Genomic DNA, 15,534 nt, shown 5'->3' on the forward strand with positions numbered 1-15,534 from the left:
TTGCACTATTTAGGAGGTATTTATGATTAAAATACTGTTTATTGTTCCTTATCCAGAGCTGCGAGATATTGTGCTTGACATAATTAGTGAAAGAAATGAAGTAGGTTTGTACGAGATTAACGTTATAGTTTCTACTGTTGATAGCATTCCTCAAATAGATAGTAACAACTACGATGTTATTATAGCTCGAGGTTATTCCGCAGATATCATTTCGAAGAAATATGCTGACATACCAATAATAAAACTAGATATCTCGGGGTATGATGTATTTCGATCACTTTATGAATGCGTCGAAAGTTATCATCCCAAGCATATCGCTATTATCGGCACTCCAAATCTGAAAAATAATGATAATTATCTTCAAGACGTTTTCAAGTGCAAGATTTCGATTCTGGGATCAGTTGATTATAGTCAACTTGAAGAGGAAGTTAAGCATATTAAGAATACAGGCTGTGATGCAATTATAGGTGGGTATTCAGCAAATTTGTTTGCATCAAAATATAAACTAAATTCAGTTGTTATAAAGACAGGTGTTGAAGCCATTTCAAATTCCCTCAATGAAGCTATACGAACAGTTGAAATATTAAATAATGAGAGATTGAAGGCTGAGATGTATAGAAATATTACTAAGTCATCAAAAGAAGCAATAATGTTCATTGATAAAACCGGAATTATTAGGGTTGATAATAGCGTTGCGTGTTTAATCGGAAACAACACAAAGATGTGCGGATGTCAACTTAGTAATATCTTTCCTTTCCTTTATGATGGCTTCATAAAATCAATATATTCTGAAAAGGAACTTCTTAATGAAATTCACGAGATAAGAAATCGCATGACAGTTTCAGCATCTTTTTCACCTGTAAAGGTAGGAAATGATGTTAAGGGTGTTGTTATAAATATGACGGATATTTCCAGAATACAAGAGCTAGAAGGCCAGATACGTGTTAAGTTAAGCTCTAAAGGACTTAAAGCTAAGTATACATTTACTGACGTGATCCACTCTAGTGAAATCATGGATAGCACAATAAATACATCAATAATGTATGCAAAGTCATCATCTAGCATACTTATTATTGGGGAGACAGGTACCGGAAAGGAAATATTCGCTCAAAGTATTCATAATTGCAGCAACAGATGTAATGGGCCATTTGTTGCTGTTAATTGCGCAGCTTTACCTGAGAATTTATTGGAAAGTGAACTGTTTGGTTATGTTGATGGGGCGTTCACAGGATCATCAAAAGGTGGGAAGATGGGATTGTTTGAACAAGCACATAATGGAACAATTTTTCTGGATGAAATTTCAGAAATACCATTGGCACTACAGGGTAAGCTGCTGCGTGTGTTACAAGAGAATGAAGTGCGTAGAATAGGCGATGATAAGGTGATATCAATAAATGTTAGAGTTATTGCTGCAACAAACAGAAACCTTAAGGATCTTGTAGATTCTGGCAAATTTAGGAATGACTTATTGTTCCGAATAGATATTTTACGAATTTACTTACCTTCATTAGCTGAAAGAGAAGATGATGTTGAGAAGTTGTTTTTGCATCTGCTAAATAAATACAAAGATGATGGTATTTCAGAAAAGTTAACTATAGATAGTAGTGCGATGACATTATTGAAAAGGCATAATTTTACTGGAAATATCCGCGAATTAATGAATATTGTCGAAAGAGCATGTGTGCTTAGAAAAAACAATTGTATTGACTCGGATGTAATGAATCAAGCCTTGAACCCAAAAGACATAAATGTGAAAAAAACATATGATCAGGTTGAGCAAGTGAAGAAAATTCCAGAGTTCAAATCGGATAACGATGCGATTAATTGGGCTATAAACGAAAGCAATGGAAATAAATCAAAAGCAGCAATGTTGTTAGGTATCAACAGAACAACACTTTGGAAAAAACTTAAAAAAATTGAAATTGAAATGAAATAATGTGTTTACGCAACGTTGCCAATGTTGCTGTAAACGTTGCGGTTTAGTTATGATGGATAAAAAGTGTTCAATTATTACAATGAATTGAATGAAAAACTTAAAAATACTGATAGTATCTCTGAAAACGGTTTTGGCATGGTATTTGCTTAAACTATGACAGCTAGCCAAAATAATTTGAAAAGGAGATCGGAAAATGAAGCTTGTTAAGACAATGAAAAAGTTCCCTGGAGGGATGATGGTAATACCATTATTGTTAGGCTGCATTATTAATACTACTATTCCTCAAGTTTTGACAATAGGAGGATTCACCACTGGATTATTTAAAGGTGGAACAGCTACGTTAGTTGGACTTTTTATTTTGTGCAGTGGCGCAACTATAAACTTGAAAGAAGCAGGAGAGCCACTTTATAAAGGTGCAATACTTACAATCCTAAAATATGCTATTGGAGTTGCAATTGGGTGGGGAATAAGCTTAGCATTTGGGCCAGCAGGTATTCTAGGACTCACACCCTTAGCAATAATTGCGGCAGTTACAAATTCTAATGGTGCAATATATACTGCTTTAGCTAAAGAGTTCGGTGATAAGACGGATGTCGGTGCGATAGCTATACTATCATTGAATGATGGGCCATTCCTAACAATGATTGCCCTTGGAGCGACTGGAATTGCTGAAATTCCTATAATCGCACTCGTTGCAGCAATAGTCCCACTTATTATAGGATTCATATTGGGTAATCTTGATGAGGATTTTCGTAAACTCCTCTCTGATGGTTTAAATATGCTTTTACCTTTTAATGGATTTGTGCTAGGAGCAAACATGAGTTTGTTAACGATTGCTAAAGCAGGGTTCTCTGGTATACTTCTTGGTTTCATTACAGTTATGTTTACTGGAGTCCTTACATATTATATCTACAGCTTTATAAGAAGAAAACCTGATCCTATGGGTATGGCTGTTGGAACATGTGCTGGAAATGCTGTAGCAACACCAGCATCTGTTGCCTTAGCTGATCCAGCAATGGCACAGTATGCTCCAGCAGCCACAGCACAGGTAGCGGCAGCTGTAGTTGTTACTGCGATATGCACCCCATTACTAACTGGTTTTTTCCACAAGCAAGCTCAGAAGAAAATTGCGAAAATTGAGAGAACTAAACTAGAAAACGGAATTGAGTAAACAACTCGGAAGGATAAACTATGAGCGTATTGTATAAGGCTTCAAAAATTGTTGTTGGTGAAAATCTGGAGCTAATAGAAAATGCTTCTATTCTAGTTAAAGATGGTAAGATAATAAAAATTCTTAGCAATTCTGAGGTTGATGATTTTGGATTTGAATATGAGCTTGTTGATTTTGGTCAGAAGACAATAATTCCTGGAATGATAGATTGCCATAATCATTTAGCACTTGACACCAGACTTGATAATCATCTTGTTAGAATGAACGATAGTGAATGTGAACAGACAATTAGAGCAATAAAAACAATGAAAGATGACCTGTTATCTGGTGTAACTACAGCAAGATGTCTTGGAGACAGGTATTATATTGACGTAACATGTAAAAAGGCTCAGCTAGAAGGACGAATAATGGGTCCCAAACTAATTGTTAGTGGAATAGGGATGAGAGCATCCCATGGGCATGGTTATGTAGGGCTCCCTCATTGTGGTAAAGAGGAGTTTCGAAAAACTGCAAGAGAGAACATCGCTAAAGGCGTGGATTTTTTAAAAGTCTTTATGACAAAAGTCATAAATGCTACACCATACATATACCATTTTCTAACTCTCGACGAGCTCAAGGTTGTAGTGGAGGAAGCAAAAAGTGTAGGTATCACAACAGCATGTCATTGCTCAGGAGGGCAGGGGCTTGATGATTGTATTACTGCTGGCATTGATTGTTTAGAGCACGTCTATTATATTTCGGATGAACAGATCAAAAGAGTCAAAGAAGCTGATATGTGGGTAGTCTATACACCAAGTTATGCGCTTAACAACGAACTTTTGTTTAAGTTTTCTCCTAAGGATCGTGAAGGTAGTCTCCAAGAAAAGGAAATTATTAAGGGGTGTCTAGAAAACTCCATCAAGGGAAAACTCAAATTCGGAATTGGTACTGATGGAATACATCAAGGATTGGCTCAAGAGGCAATATATATCTCAGAGTTAGGTGCAAACAATAGAGATGTATTGGCAGGAATTACCACAAATGCAGCTAAGATTTGTGGAATATCGAGTTATAGAGGTGCAATAAGCGAAGGGCTTGATGCTGATTTAGTTGTTCTTGAGGGTAATCCACTTGAAGATATATCAGCTCTAAAACAGGTTTTTTCTGTTATTCAGTCAGGTGAAATAATTAGATAATTTAAAAGGCACACAAAAACGTGTGCCTTTTAATATCTTTACCATATAGGAATTAAGCTAATTAATCAAAGTAAATCTTGGACTAAAACACATCATGTTTTTGATAAAAGAAGTCTGCAGTAACAAGAAAAATGTAACTTTATATAAGACACTTCAATTACTGTTTCAAAAGGAGAATTCTAGAATGAAAGAAAAAATTAGATTATGTTGCATTGCCGATGATTTTACGGGAGCTAGTGATATTGCGTCATTCTTTTCAGAAGATGGCTTAAGAACTCTTGTAACAAATGGAATACCCAATAATTTTGTCGAAATTGAAGATGCTGATATTGTAGTCATCGCTTTAAAAACAAGAACGTTAAATGTGGATGAAGCTGTCAGTGAGTCCCGAAAAGCCCTAGAGTGGGCCTTGGATAAAGGATGTGAGAAATTCTACTTTAAATACTGTTCTACTTTTGATTCTACTTCAAAGGGTAATATTGGTCCTGTCGCTGATATGATGATGGAAAAGCTCGGGATCAGGTATACTGTGGTTTGCCCTTCACTTCCGGTGAATGGCAGAACTGTTAGACATGGCATATTATATGTGAATGGAACTCCGTTGAGCGAAAGTCACATGAAGAACCACCCTTTGACTCCGATGACGAATTCAGATATTAGGGTGCTTCTTGGAGAACAAAGCAAGTATCCGATAATCCTTTTGGATGAGAATGCTTTTCAAAGTGGAAGCGACTTCAAAGATTTGCTAAGAGAAATGGACGGGAAATGGGAACATTTCTATATTGTCCCGGATTATTATTTTGAGGAACATGGAATGAGAATCGTTGATTATTTCGAAGATCTTGTTCTCTATACAGGAGGCTCAGGACTTGCTACACATTTGGGCAAGAAAATGGTAGCAAAATCCGGAATTCAGCAGAACAGGAATCAAAAATATGAACTTAGTGGTCCAACTCTACTAATTGCTGGGAGCTGCTCTACCGCAACGCTGGGACAAATAGAAAGGTACATTTCAGAAGGATTGCCCTATATTAAAATCGAACCCGAGATGCTGGTTTCAGGCCAACAAACCATAGATACCTTATGGAGCATTATTAGTGAGTGTAACAATGGACCAATTCTCGTATTTAGTTCTGATACTCCAGACAATATTCTAAAAGCACAGGAAAATGTTGGTGTGGAAATATCTGAATTGATAGAAGGTGTTGTATCAGAGCTAGCTAAAAAAGCTGTAGACAATGGAATAGGGAAAGTGGTTGTTGCCGGTGGTGAGACTTCAGGTGCTGTAACACGAAGGCTTGGTTATAATGTGTTTTCTATAGGGAAGAGTGTTGCACCTGGGGTCCCGGTTATGATACCGCTTGATAATAAAAGCATGAAACTAATATTGAAATCTGGAAATTTTGGAAGTCCTGAATTCTTTTTAAAAGCAATAAATTTGATGGAGGAATCATAATGGAGTTTGAAACTATGCTAGATGATGCTATTTGGATTGCTAACTCACTCTTTACTCGCGGCAAGGCAACCGGATCTTCTGCTAACCTTAGCTTTAGGTGTGAAGATAAGATATATATTACCGGAACCGGCACATGCTTTGGAAGGCTCAAAAAGGATGATTTTGCAATTATGAAGTATGAATCTGTGGGAGATTGCTTGCCAATGAATACGGTAATAGCAAGTAAAGAGTTTCCGTTGCATTTGGCGTTTTACAGGAAAAGTGAAGATATTAAAGCGGTGATACATACACATTCCTTTTATTCAACTGTTTTTTCATGTTTCAATCATGAAAAGGCAAATGATATAATGCCCGACATCACGCCTTATTTAAAAATGAAGGTAGGAACGATTGGGTTGGTTCCGTACGCGAGGCCAGGTAGCAAAGAACTTTTTGCTTTGTTTGGACAAAGAATAAAAGATGATGATGCATTTTTGTTAGCGAACCATGGTCCAATTGTTGCAGGGAGCAATCTTATGAATGCTTTCTATGGTATAGAGGAACTTGAAGAAAATGCAAGGATAGCACTCCATTTTAGAAACCCTAACCTTTGATGGAGATAAAAGTGAATTTACTTTTTTCAATTTATATTATAATCTACGTCATTAGATATAACTTTTAGTAGGAAGAGTAAGAACCAAGTAGTTGCAACGCTTGCAGGTTTTTACTCTTCCTGTTTTATTTTCATGTCTGTTAGGTTTAGAGCTATATCGTTGTGCCTAGATGTAAATATAAACTTCGCGAAATGACTAATTTCACGAAGTTTTTATTTCTGTGACCGAAAAGTAGCAGAGCATGTGTAAGTGTAAGGATATCGCTGATATTATAATCCTATTTAAAAATTCATAAATGTCTGCAATTAAAACGTAAATTTTTTCGGATCTCAAAGTTAGTATATGTAAATTCAAATTTGCATTGCTCTTTTAACGTTTTAAACCTAAACTCTAGGTAAATGGTGTGGAGTGAGGAGACAGAGATGAAGGTTTCGGATTTTCTAAACAGGGTATCGGTTCTTGAGAAGACAGGGACAGCTCTTACAGGTGATACAAACATACAAGATATACGTGGCGATTTACTAGATACAGACGAAAGTCTGTTGAGCGTTCTTGATGAAAATGGAGTAAAGCAGGGTGAAGTAGACACAATAAATATACGATATTTGGTTTCAAAGTACAGTGAGCTTCCTGCCATAGAGCTTTTGGACCACTTCAGGGAAGGGCTAGTCATAATCGATGAAAACGGAAGAATATGCTATATTAATGACGCCTATAAGCAAATACTAGGAGTTTTGGCGAGGAAGGTCGTAGGTAAATTTATATTTGACATCGAGGGTTCTGCACTTCTATATGAGGTTCTAAAAAGCGGAAAGCCAATGATACAGGAAAAGCATCTCGTAAAATCAATCAACAAGTATGTGTCTCTCAGGATGTGCCCCTTATATAAGGGCAGCAAAATAATCGGAGCGTTCTCGATCTTCACTGACATTACAGAAATCGACAACCTGAATAATGAGGTCAAAAGATATTCAGGTATCGTAGATGAATACCACAGGGAAAAGGAAGTAGAAAGCGAAGCTTTGAGAGCGCAGATAATCGGCAACAGCCCCAACTTCCTCCGTATCCTCGATCAGGCAGTCATAGTAGCAAAGACAGATGCAGCAGTCCTTGTAAGCGGAGCAAACGGATCAGGCAAAGAAGTGATAACAAAGCTTATCCACATGAGCTCGGCAAGGCGCAGCAAGCCCTTCATTACTGTAAATTGCAGTGCTATTCCCGAGTCCCTTATTGAGAGCGAGCTTTTCGGATATGAGGAAGGTGCGTTCACGGGCTCCAGGAAGGGCGGCCAAATGGGCAAGTTCGAGCTGGCAAACAAGGGAACCATATTCCTGGATGAGATAGGCGATATGCCGCTGCAGATGCAGGCGAAGCTACTTAGGGTCCTGGAGCGAGGAGAAATAGAGAAGATAGGTCGGCAGAAGAATGTCGAGGTGGATGTGAGAGTCATTGCTGCAACAAATCAGCCACTTCCAGAATTGATCAAGCAGAAAAAGTTCAGGGAGGACCTATATTACAGGCTGAACGTGGTGAATCTGACTGTACCATCGCTTAAAGATAGGGGGAATGATGTTATCCTCCTAGCGAACCATTTTGCAGATTACTTCTGTGAAAAGTATTCAAAGAAGCTATCAATTTCCGATGAGGCATACCGTGCCCTTGCAAGATATTCATGGCCTGGCAATGTCAGGGAGCTTCAGAACAGCATAGAGCATGCTGTAATATTATGCTCCGGTCCAATCATAATGAGGGAGCATCTTCCTGGAAGGATAATGGAGGGCGAGATATCGGAGCCTGATGTATCTTTGTCAGCCCCAATAACACAGTGTGAAGATGTTGATTATGCGAGAAGCATAGCAAAGGCAGAGAAGCAGCTAATGCTTGAGGCTCTGAAAAGGTCATCAGGAAGTAGGACTAAAGCAATGGAACTACTAGGTCTCAGCAGGAGAACATTTTATCGGAAACTAAAAGAAAATGGCCTAGTGCCATAAAGTAAACAAAGCGTCAAATTGTATACATATATTTTCTGGGTTAGTGCCATATGTGGCATTATTTGGCGGAAACATTGACTTACATTAATTATGAAAGTCAGTTTCCGTCATTTGTTTTATCCATTAAAATCAAGTAAAATGAATACGTTTAACACCTCGCAGTCATTTATTTTTTGATGTACTCAAATTTGGCATGATGTTTGCTTATTAGATTCTGAAAGGTTGAAAGACCTGAGACTGCACTTTACGCGCGAAGAGCAGTGAATAAGGAAATTGGGAGTGATTTTATGAAGACAGTATATATAGGTGGTGGACAGGGATTTTGGGGAGATACCAACGATGGTGCAATAGCCATGGTAGAAAACGCGAAAATTGACTATCTTGCCTGCGACTACCTTGCTGAGCTTACGTTGTCAATAATGCAGAAGCAAAAGAATAAAAATCCTAACGCTGGCTTCGCCAAGGATTTCATAACCTTATACGAACAGATAGCTGAGACCTGCTACAAAAAGAAGATTAGAATAATAACCAATGCGGGCGGAATGAACATCACTGGAGCTGTAAAGGAAATCGAAAAGATTGCCAAAGCAAAGGGACTAAAGGGCCTGAAGATAGGTTATGTACTTGGAGACGACATTAAGGACAAGCTTCCTGGACTTCTCGAAAGCGGAGTAAAGTTCGTTAATATGGACAATGAAGGCGAATTCACTGAAATTCTTGATAGGATTTATAACGTCAACGCATACCACGGATATGAACCTATACTAAAGTGTCTGGAAAAAGGTGCAGATATCGTGATAACTGGAAGGGCTACCGATTCAAGCCTTTTTCTAGCACCGCTTATCCACGAATTCGGCTGGGATCCTAGTGACCATGATAATATGGCAAAAGGAATAATCACTGGACACCTCCTCGAATGCGGTGGACAGGTTTCTGGTGGAAACTGTGACTACAATTGGAGAGATATTCCTGACCTTGCAGACCTTGGATTCCCGATAGCTGAGGTCACTCAAGACAGTCTCATCATTACAAAAACTCCGGGAACGGGCGGACTTGTAACAGAACAGTCAGTGAAAGAACAGCTGCTTTATGAGATTCATGACCCTGCAAACTATATAACTCCTGATGTCATAGTTGACGTGAGCCATGCAACTGTTGAGAGTATAGGAGAGAACAGAGTAAAGGTTTCAAATATAAAAGGAAAACCTGCGCCTGACTCTCTCAAGCTCTGCGTGGGGTATTCAGCTGGATTCAAGGTTGAATCTTTATACTGCTTCGCATGGCCTGATGCCTATGACAAGGCAAAGCTTGCTTCAGAAATAGTCATGGAAAAGATGAGAAAGAAGGACATGAAGACCGAGGAGGTCAGGATCGATTACGTAGGCCTCAATTCACTTCACCTGTCGCTTGCAGACATGTCAGAAGAAAGGCTCAAGGACCTCAATGAGGTAATCCTTAGGATAGCGATAAGGACAAAAGACAAGTCAGAGGCTGAGAAGATAATACCTGAGATTGCACCGCTTCAGCTGAACGGACCTCCAGGTGGAGCCCTGTTCGGAGGAAGATCCAAAGTGAGTGAGGTTATCGCCCTATGGCCGACAGTAGTGCCAAAGTCCAGCGTAGTGCTTACTTCAAACAATCTGGAGGTGCTTTAGGATGAAGAAGACATACTATCTCAAAGACCTGGCACATGGCAGATCGGGTGATAAGGGAGACAGAAGCAATATCTGTATGTTTGCAAGGAAGCCTGAAGACTTTGAATTCCTAAAGCAAGAGCTTACTGCAGCAAGGGTCAAGGAATACTTCGGGGACTTGGTGAAGGGTGACGTGGTAAGGTATGAGGTCGATTCTCTCAAGGGATTTAACTTTGTAATGGACAAAGCATTAGGCGGCGGAGCTACGATGTCAATCAGGATGGATAACCTCGGAAAGACGATGTATACGGCACTTCTGAGGATGAAGCTTGAACGTGAAGAATAAGGAGGAGAAAATGAAGAACAGCGAATACAAAGGATTTTATAAGCTTTCTATTGAGGACAGGCTGAAGGAGGTTGTTGAATTTGCAGGCTTAACAAAGGATGAGTCTGAAGCTCTAAGTGACCCGAATGTACTCACCTCGGATATGGCTGACCATATGGTTGAGAATGTTATCGGAAGGTACTCTCTTCCAATGGGTGTAGCAGTCAACTTTCTGATAAATGGAAAGGATTATCTGATACCAATGGTTACAGAAGAGCCATCTGTCGTAGCAGCTGCAAGCAACGGAGCCAAGATAGCAAGAGAAAATGGAGGTGTATTTGCGAGCAACAGCGGAACTGTAATGATTTCACAGATTCAGGTATTGGACATTGAGGACGCCAATTATGCAAGAATAAAAGTTCTGGAAAACCGAAAGGCAATATCTGAAAAATGTAATGAAATGGATCCTGTTCTGATCAAGCTTGGCGGGGGAGTAGTAGATGTTGAGGCGAAAGTTGTTGAATCAACGATTATAGGCGACATGCTGGTAGTGCACCTTAAGGTAAACACCCTTGATGCAATGGGAGCGAATGCGGTAAATACAATGGCAGAAGGTATCTCACCATTCATAGAGGAAATCACTGGTGGTCGTGTTAACCTAAGAATTTTATCTAATCTTGCTATATTCAGGCTTGCAAGGGCAAGAGCAAAGTTCAGCAAAGAAAGTCTTGGGGGAGAACATGTGGTTGATGCAATAATTGATGCCTATGCGTTCGCTGAAGCTGATCCTTTCAGGGCGGCTACACACAATAAGGGAATAATGAACGGAATTTCAGCAGCTGTCCTTGCTACTGGAAACGACACAAGAGCAGTTGAATCAGGAGCACACGCTTATGCATCCATAAGCGGTTCCTATAAGCCGTTATCTACATGGGAGAAGGATAAAAACGGAGATCTAGTCGGAACCCTAGAACTTCCAATGGCTGTCGGTCTGGTTGGTGGAGCTACCAAAGTCCATCCTCAGGCTAAAGCTGCAGTAAGGATACTCAATGTCAAGTCTGCAGGGGAACTAGGCCAAGTGTTCGCAGCACTCGGACTCATTCAGAATTTTGCGGCAGTAAGGGTTCTTGCTACTGAGGGAGTTCAAAGAGGTCATATGGGTCTGCATGCGAGGAATATTGCAGCAGTAGCCGGAGCGACAGGAGATGCTCTTGAAGCAATAGTCAAGAGAATGGTTTCAGAGAAGAAAGTACGGGTTGAGTATGCTCAGGAACTGTTAAAGGAATATGAAAATAAATAACTTAATTTATCAGGGGGGAATCAGAATGGAAAATAAGAAGGTCCAACTAACTGAAGTCTGGGGCGACACCGTTGACCTGAAAGAACTATTAATATCATCCATCCTTGGTATAGTACTTACTGTTGGCACGTATCTCATAGGTAGGAGTATTTTCCTAAAGATAGAGGGACTTGACATCGGCCTTGCCAAAGGATACTCGCTTCTCGTCGGTATAGGGGGGTGTGTAGCTTCTGGTATAATTTCCGCAAAACTATTCAAGCCAAAAAGGATTGTTGAGGAAAAATTTGAGAATGAGAATATAGAAGAAATCTTAATGGCAGCAGGGATGACAGTTGAAGATGAGATCAATGCACTGAGAAATGTTGATCCCGCAATCATAGCAGAAATGGAAGAGTTCGAGCTATACAGCCTGCTCGAGCTTGTGCCTGAGGACTCACCAAACTACAAACCTGAATACAAGGAAAAGGCAAAGGCAAAGGGGGGAAAATAAATGTTATTATTACAGGCTTTCATCGCAGCTACCCTTGGAGGAGTGCTGTATACAATAATCGGAATTATACCTGGAACAGATGAGACGGCTACAATGGCTCCTGTTACTCTCATTCTCGTACTCATGGGTCTGCCTGGTGAGGTGCTCTTCGCTTGGTTCGTCGGTATAATCGTTGCCATGCAGATAAGCCATACCATACCTACAGCAATGGCTGCACTTCCTGGAAGCACTATGGCTGTACCTATGGTACTAAACAGCTCAATAGCAAAGAGATTGGGTATACCTCATGTTGCAATGAGAAAGATGGCAGCAGGCTCGCTCATTGGATCGATCACAGGACTTGTAGTGGCAATCGGATTCGCACTTTTAATGGCACCACTAGGTAACATGGTAAAGCCATACATCGGACTCATATTTACAATCGGAGCTATGGTTATCGGCTATATGTCAAAAGCCAAGTGGGGTGCAGTAATCGCGCTATTCCCTTTCGCTTTCCTCATACAGGGATTCCAGAGGATAGCAGTTGAAGGTGTCGGTAAGACTCTCTTCATCTCCATATTCATGGGAATCACAATAGGACCTATGATTGCTGAGGTATTCAATATCTTCATACCAAGCCAAAGAGATAAACAGAGAAGAAACAAACCTTCAACTATTTGGCTTGCACCAGATTCAAGCAAGAAGACAGGGATATTCCCTAATCCTTTCAAGATATTCACTAAAAAGCAAAATAAGACTATACTGCTCATGTCTTCTATAGGAGCCTGCACATTTACATTCTCACCAGTAGGTATGACAGTAATGCTTGGTGAGATTATAAATGGAAAATGCAAGGAACTATATGAAAGAGTGACAACGACACTTGGCGTTCAGGATTCCATAAGCAATAGCACATATCTTGGAGAGTTCATAATACCTTTGATCGCTTTTGCAGGACTTCCATTGAGCCCAATGGCTGCAGGACCGGGAGCGCCGCTCTTCAACGCACCTCCTAGGTTTACTGTTGAACCGCTGAATAATCTGGCACAGCTGCTCTCGATACCAGACTACTTCATATTCGGTTTTATCGGAATAGTAGGCGGAGCACTTTTCGCATTCCCTATAGCTATAAAGAAGGCAAGGTCATGGACAGAGCTCATGTTCAGAGCAGTTAGCCATGAAGCCCTCATAGGAGCATTCATAGGACTCATATGCATGCTTGCATTCTATGAAGCCGGCATTCTTGGAATATTCGTAGCAGTCAGCATAGGCATATTCGGCGGATTACTTCACAACCTATTTGGAATACACACCGGTGTCCAGTTTATGGCATACTATGCATCAGGATATATCGTCACTCAGGCATTGGCTCTTGCAAAGATACTGATTTGATAGAATGATTGAATAGATTGAGCAGATCCCCGCACTTTGTTTGCGGGGATTCCTGTTGATGAGTTAGTTCAACATTATTATAGATGCATATAACAATTAGATTGAGGTATCCGGAAATGAGGTGTGAAAAATATAATTAAGCAAATCCTAAAGACATAATGGCATTGAATGATCTACAACATTCAGTTCCGCAACAAAGGAAGTCAGAGAAGAATTTTATTATATGGAGCGTGGATATTACTGACCGATACGCTAAAATAGAGTTTTCTGTCTACACTGTTTTACATTTTTAAAGGGTAAATTAACTTCCTTTTAGTAAGCTGTGAGATTTAATGTAAAAACCATAGTAGTTGTTTGTCTGTTAAGTCATGAAGAGTTTTATAGTTGTACTTCAACTTAAGTAACCATTTTCCGGTAAGTCCAAGGATTTAGACCTGGAATTGGGTAAACACATACTTTACCTAATTCATAGTATCTGGTATAACTGCAAATCTTCAAGACTAGCCACTTCTCGTAAAAATACAAATCCCTTCGTAACTTTATTTCTCTGAAAAAGGCGAAATTGCCAGGATGTAGGATTTGAAACATACTAATAGTCCAAACTGTATACGCAGCAGAAGATAATTCAGAAGTGTAATCAGGTGACATTATGTGGCTGTTCTTAGTTATTGTAATAGCTGGCTGGAGTAATAAGCATATCATAAAACCAGGAGGATAATAATGAAAGAAATTGTTATAGTAAGTGCTTCAAGGACACCGATAGGGTGCTTCATGGGAGCTTTTTCTGATGTCCAGGCAAAGACACTTGGAGCAGTGAGCTTAAGGGAAACGATCAGACGGGCGGGAATTGACCCTAATATTATTGATGAGGTCATAATCGGAAATATCAGCGGAACTGACCCGAAGGGAAACCCTGCAAGGGAAGCAGCACTTGATGCCGGTATTCCAATAGAGGTGCCGGCCTTCACTGTAAACAAGAACTGCGCATCAAGCATTAAGAGCGTATCTCTGGCAGCCACTATGATAAAGGCCGGGGAGGCTGACATAATGCTTGCGGGCGGCATGGAGAACATGACTAGGATCCCCTATGTGATAAGGAACGCTCGCAATGGCTTAAGGATGGGCAAAGATACGATAGACGACCTATTGTCTGACCTCCTTGAGGGAATGGGGATGACAGCGGAGAGGCTTGCGGGAAAGTACAATATCAGCCGTGAGGAACAGGATAGGTTTGCTTACTCCAGCCAGATGAAGGCTGCGAAAGCAATGGAGCTTGGTGCCTTCGATGATGAGATTACCCCTATAGAGGTTATGACAAGGAAGGGAACTGTCACAGTATCAAAGGATGAGGGAGTGAAGCCAGGCACTACATATGAAGGACTTGCAAAGCTAAAGCCTGCCTTCAAGAAAGACGGTACGGTGACTCCCGGAAATTCCTCAACAATCAATGATGCAGGCGCTTCAGTGCTTCTGATGAGCAGGGAAAAAGCCAGGGAGCTTCAACTTAAACCTATGGCTAAAGTTGTAGGCTGGGCATCTGCAGGGTGTGACCCAGAAATTATGGGTATAGGACCGGTGCCTGCTACAAGGAAGCTTCTTGAGAAGACAGGAATGAAGCTATCTGACTTCGGGCTTGTGGAGCTTAACGAGGCGTTCGCTGCTCAGAGCCTTGCAGTGCTCCGGGAGCTTGATTTCGACATTGACAGTGTGAACGTAAATGGCGGGGGAATAGCCCTTGGTCATCCTACAGGAGCCACAGGGTCTATACTTATCACAAAGCTGATACATGCCATGAAGAAACGCAATGTGGAAGCAGGCCTTGTCACCCTTTGCATTGGTGGAGGCCAAGGAATGTCCATTGCCATTGAAAACATCTAATAATATCATTAATAAATGTTTGGGTTTTATTAGCTGATAGCATTTAGAATATTTAGCATGAACAAGAGATATTCACAAACAAATATAAGAAATTACGTAAATACTCTTATTAGACGATGTAAAAATAAAATTTATTATTGCATATATTTAATATTCAAATTTGTATCAAAATCTGCGTTATTAGACATATTAGTACTCAAATATTGATACAATG

12 protein-coding genes are annotated in these 15,534 nt (G+C 40.1%); all 12 read left to right on the plus strand.

The window, feature by feature from the left end; translation table 11 throughout:
- The first annotated feature begins 22 nt into the window (after positions 1 to 22).
- Positions 23 to 1,936, plus strand: coding sequence for a sigma 54-interacting transcriptional regulator (locus tag J2Z34_RS15695; RefSeq protein ID WP_209460816.1), 1,914 nt, complete (start codon positions 23 to 25; stop codon positions 1,934 to 1,936).
- A gap of 193 nt (positions 1,937 to 2,129) precedes the next feature.
- Positions 2,130 to 3,107 (plus strand): 2-keto-3-deoxygluconate permease, encoded by a 978-nt coding sequence (locus tag J2Z34_RS15700; protein ID WP_209460817.1) that lies wholly within the window; start codon positions 2,130 to 2,132, stop codon positions 3,105 to 3,107.
- Positions 3,108 to 3,127: 20 nt separating this feature from the next.
- Positions 3,128 to 4,282 (plus strand): amidohydrolase family protein, encoded by a 1,155-nt coding sequence (locus tag J2Z34_RS15705; RefSeq protein ID WP_209460818.1) that lies wholly within the window; start codon positions 3,128 to 3,130, stop codon positions 4,280 to 4,282.
- 184 nt (positions 4,283 to 4,466) lie between these two features.
- Positions 4,467 to 5,738: a 3-oxo-tetronate kinase gene (gene otnK, locus J2Z34_RS15710; RefSeq protein ID WP_209460819.1), complete on the plus strand. Its 1,272-nt coding sequence runs from the start codon at positions 4,467 to 4,469 to the stop codon at positions 5,736 to 5,738.
- The gene (locus J2Z34_RS15715) at positions 5,738 to 6,331 is read left to right on the plus strand and encodes a class II aldolase/adducin family protein (protein WP_209460820.1); all 594 of its coding nucleotides are present in this window, start codon (positions 5,738 to 5,740) and stop codon (positions 6,329 to 6,331) included. Before otnK ends, J2Z34_RS15715 begins: the two co-directional genes overlap by 1 nt.
- A 422-nt stretch (positions 6,332 to 6,753) precedes the next feature.
- Positions 6,754 to 8,322, plus strand: coding sequence for a sigma-54 interaction domain-containing protein (locus J2Z34_RS15720; RefSeq protein WP_209460821.1), 1,569 nt, complete (start codon positions 6,754 to 6,756; stop codon positions 8,320 to 8,322).
- Between the two features lie 287 nt (positions 8,323 to 8,609).
- Positions 8,610 to 9,977 carry an acyclic terpene utilization AtuA family protein gene (locus J2Z34_RS15725; RefSeq protein WP_209460822.1) on the plus strand — a complete coding sequence of 456 codons (1,368 nt, stop codon included), beginning with the start codon at positions 8,610 to 8,612 and terminating at the stop codon, positions 9,975 to 9,977.
- Between the two features lies 1 nt (position 9,978).
- On the plus strand, positions 9,979 to 10,302 hold the full coding sequence (locus tag J2Z34_RS15730; protein WP_209460823.1) for an AtuA-related protein: 324 nt from the start codon (positions 9,979 to 9,981) through the stop codon (positions 10,300 to 10,302).
- Between the two features lie 10 nt (positions 10,303 to 10,312).
- Positions 10,313 to 11,581, plus strand: coding sequence for a hydroxymethylglutaryl-CoA reductase, degradative (locus tag J2Z34_RS15735; RefSeq protein ID WP_209460824.1), 1,269 nt, complete (start codon positions 10,313 to 10,315; stop codon positions 11,579 to 11,581).
- A 25-nt stretch (positions 11,582 to 11,606) separates the two neighbouring features.
- Positions 11,607 to 12,071 carry a hypothetical protein gene (locus J2Z34_RS15740; protein WP_209460825.1) on the plus strand — a complete coding sequence of 155 codons (465 nt, stop codon included), beginning with the start codon at positions 11,607 to 11,609 and terminating at the stop codon, positions 12,069 to 12,071.
- Positions 12,072 to 13,442: a tripartite tricarboxylate transporter permease gene (locus tag J2Z34_RS15745; RefSeq protein WP_209460826.1), complete on the plus strand. Its 1,371-nt coding sequence runs from the start codon at positions 12,072 to 12,074 to the stop codon at positions 13,440 to 13,442.
- A gap of 720 nt (positions 13,443 to 14,162) precedes the next feature.
- Complete coding sequence (locus J2Z34_RS15750; RefSeq protein WP_209460827.1) at positions 14,163 to 15,320, plus strand: thiolase family protein; 1,158 nt, start codon at positions 14,163 to 14,165, stop codon at positions 15,318 to 15,320.
- The last annotated feature ends 214 nt before the right edge of the window (positions 15,321 to 15,534 follow it).

This window comes from Youngiibacter multivorans (assembly GCF_017873395.1).
GTDB lineage: Bacteria > Bacillota > Clostridia > Clostridiales > Clostridiaceae > Youngiibacter > Youngiibacter multivorans.

Excerpts from the sequence above, each read along its gene's own strand:
- J2Z34_RS15695 (WP_209460816.1), top strand. The coding sequence starts at position 23 with ATGATTAAAATACTGTTTATTGTTCCTTATCCAGAGCTGCGAGATATT.
- J2Z34_RS15700 (WP_209460817.1), top strand. The coding sequence starts at position 2,130 with ATGAAGCTTGTTAAGACAATGAAAAAGTTCCCTGGAGGGATGATGGTA.
- J2Z34_RS15705 (WP_209460818.1), top strand. The coding sequence starts at position 3,128 with ATGAGCGTATTGTATAAGGCTTCAAAAATTGTTGTTGGTGAAAATCTG.
- otnK (WP_209460819.1), top strand. The coding sequence starts at position 4,467 with ATGAAAGAAAAAATTAGATTATGTTGCATTGCCGATGATTTTACGGGA.
- J2Z34_RS15715 (WP_209460820.1), top strand. The coding sequence starts at position 5,738 with ATGGAGTTTGAAACTATGCTAGATGATGCTATTTGGATTGCTAACTCA.
- J2Z34_RS15720 (WP_209460821.1), top strand. The coding sequence starts at position 6,754 with ATGAAGGTTTCGGATTTTCTAAACAGGGTATCGGTTCTTGAGAAGACA.
- J2Z34_RS15725 (WP_209460822.1), top strand. The coding sequence starts at position 8,610 with ATGAAGACAGTATATATAGGTGGTGGACAGGGATTTTGGGGAGATACC.
- J2Z34_RS15730 (WP_209460823.1), top strand. The coding sequence starts at position 9,979 with ATGAAGAAGACATACTATCTCAAAGACCTGGCACATGGCAGATCGGGT.
- J2Z34_RS15735 (WP_209460824.1), top strand. The coding sequence starts at position 10,313 with ATGAAGAACAGCGAATACAAAGGATTTTATAAGCTTTCTATTGAGGAC.
- J2Z34_RS15740 (WP_209460825.1), top strand. The coding sequence starts at position 11,607 with ATGGAAAATAAGAAGGTCCAACTAACTGAAGTCTGGGGCGACACCGTT.
- J2Z34_RS15745 (WP_209460826.1), top strand. The coding sequence starts at position 12,072 with ATGTTATTATTACAGGCTTTCATCGCAGCTACCCTTGGAGGAGTGCTG.
- J2Z34_RS15750 (WP_209460827.1), top strand. The coding sequence starts at position 14,163 with ATGAAAGAAATTGTTATAGTAAGTGCTTCAAGGACACCGATAGGGTGC.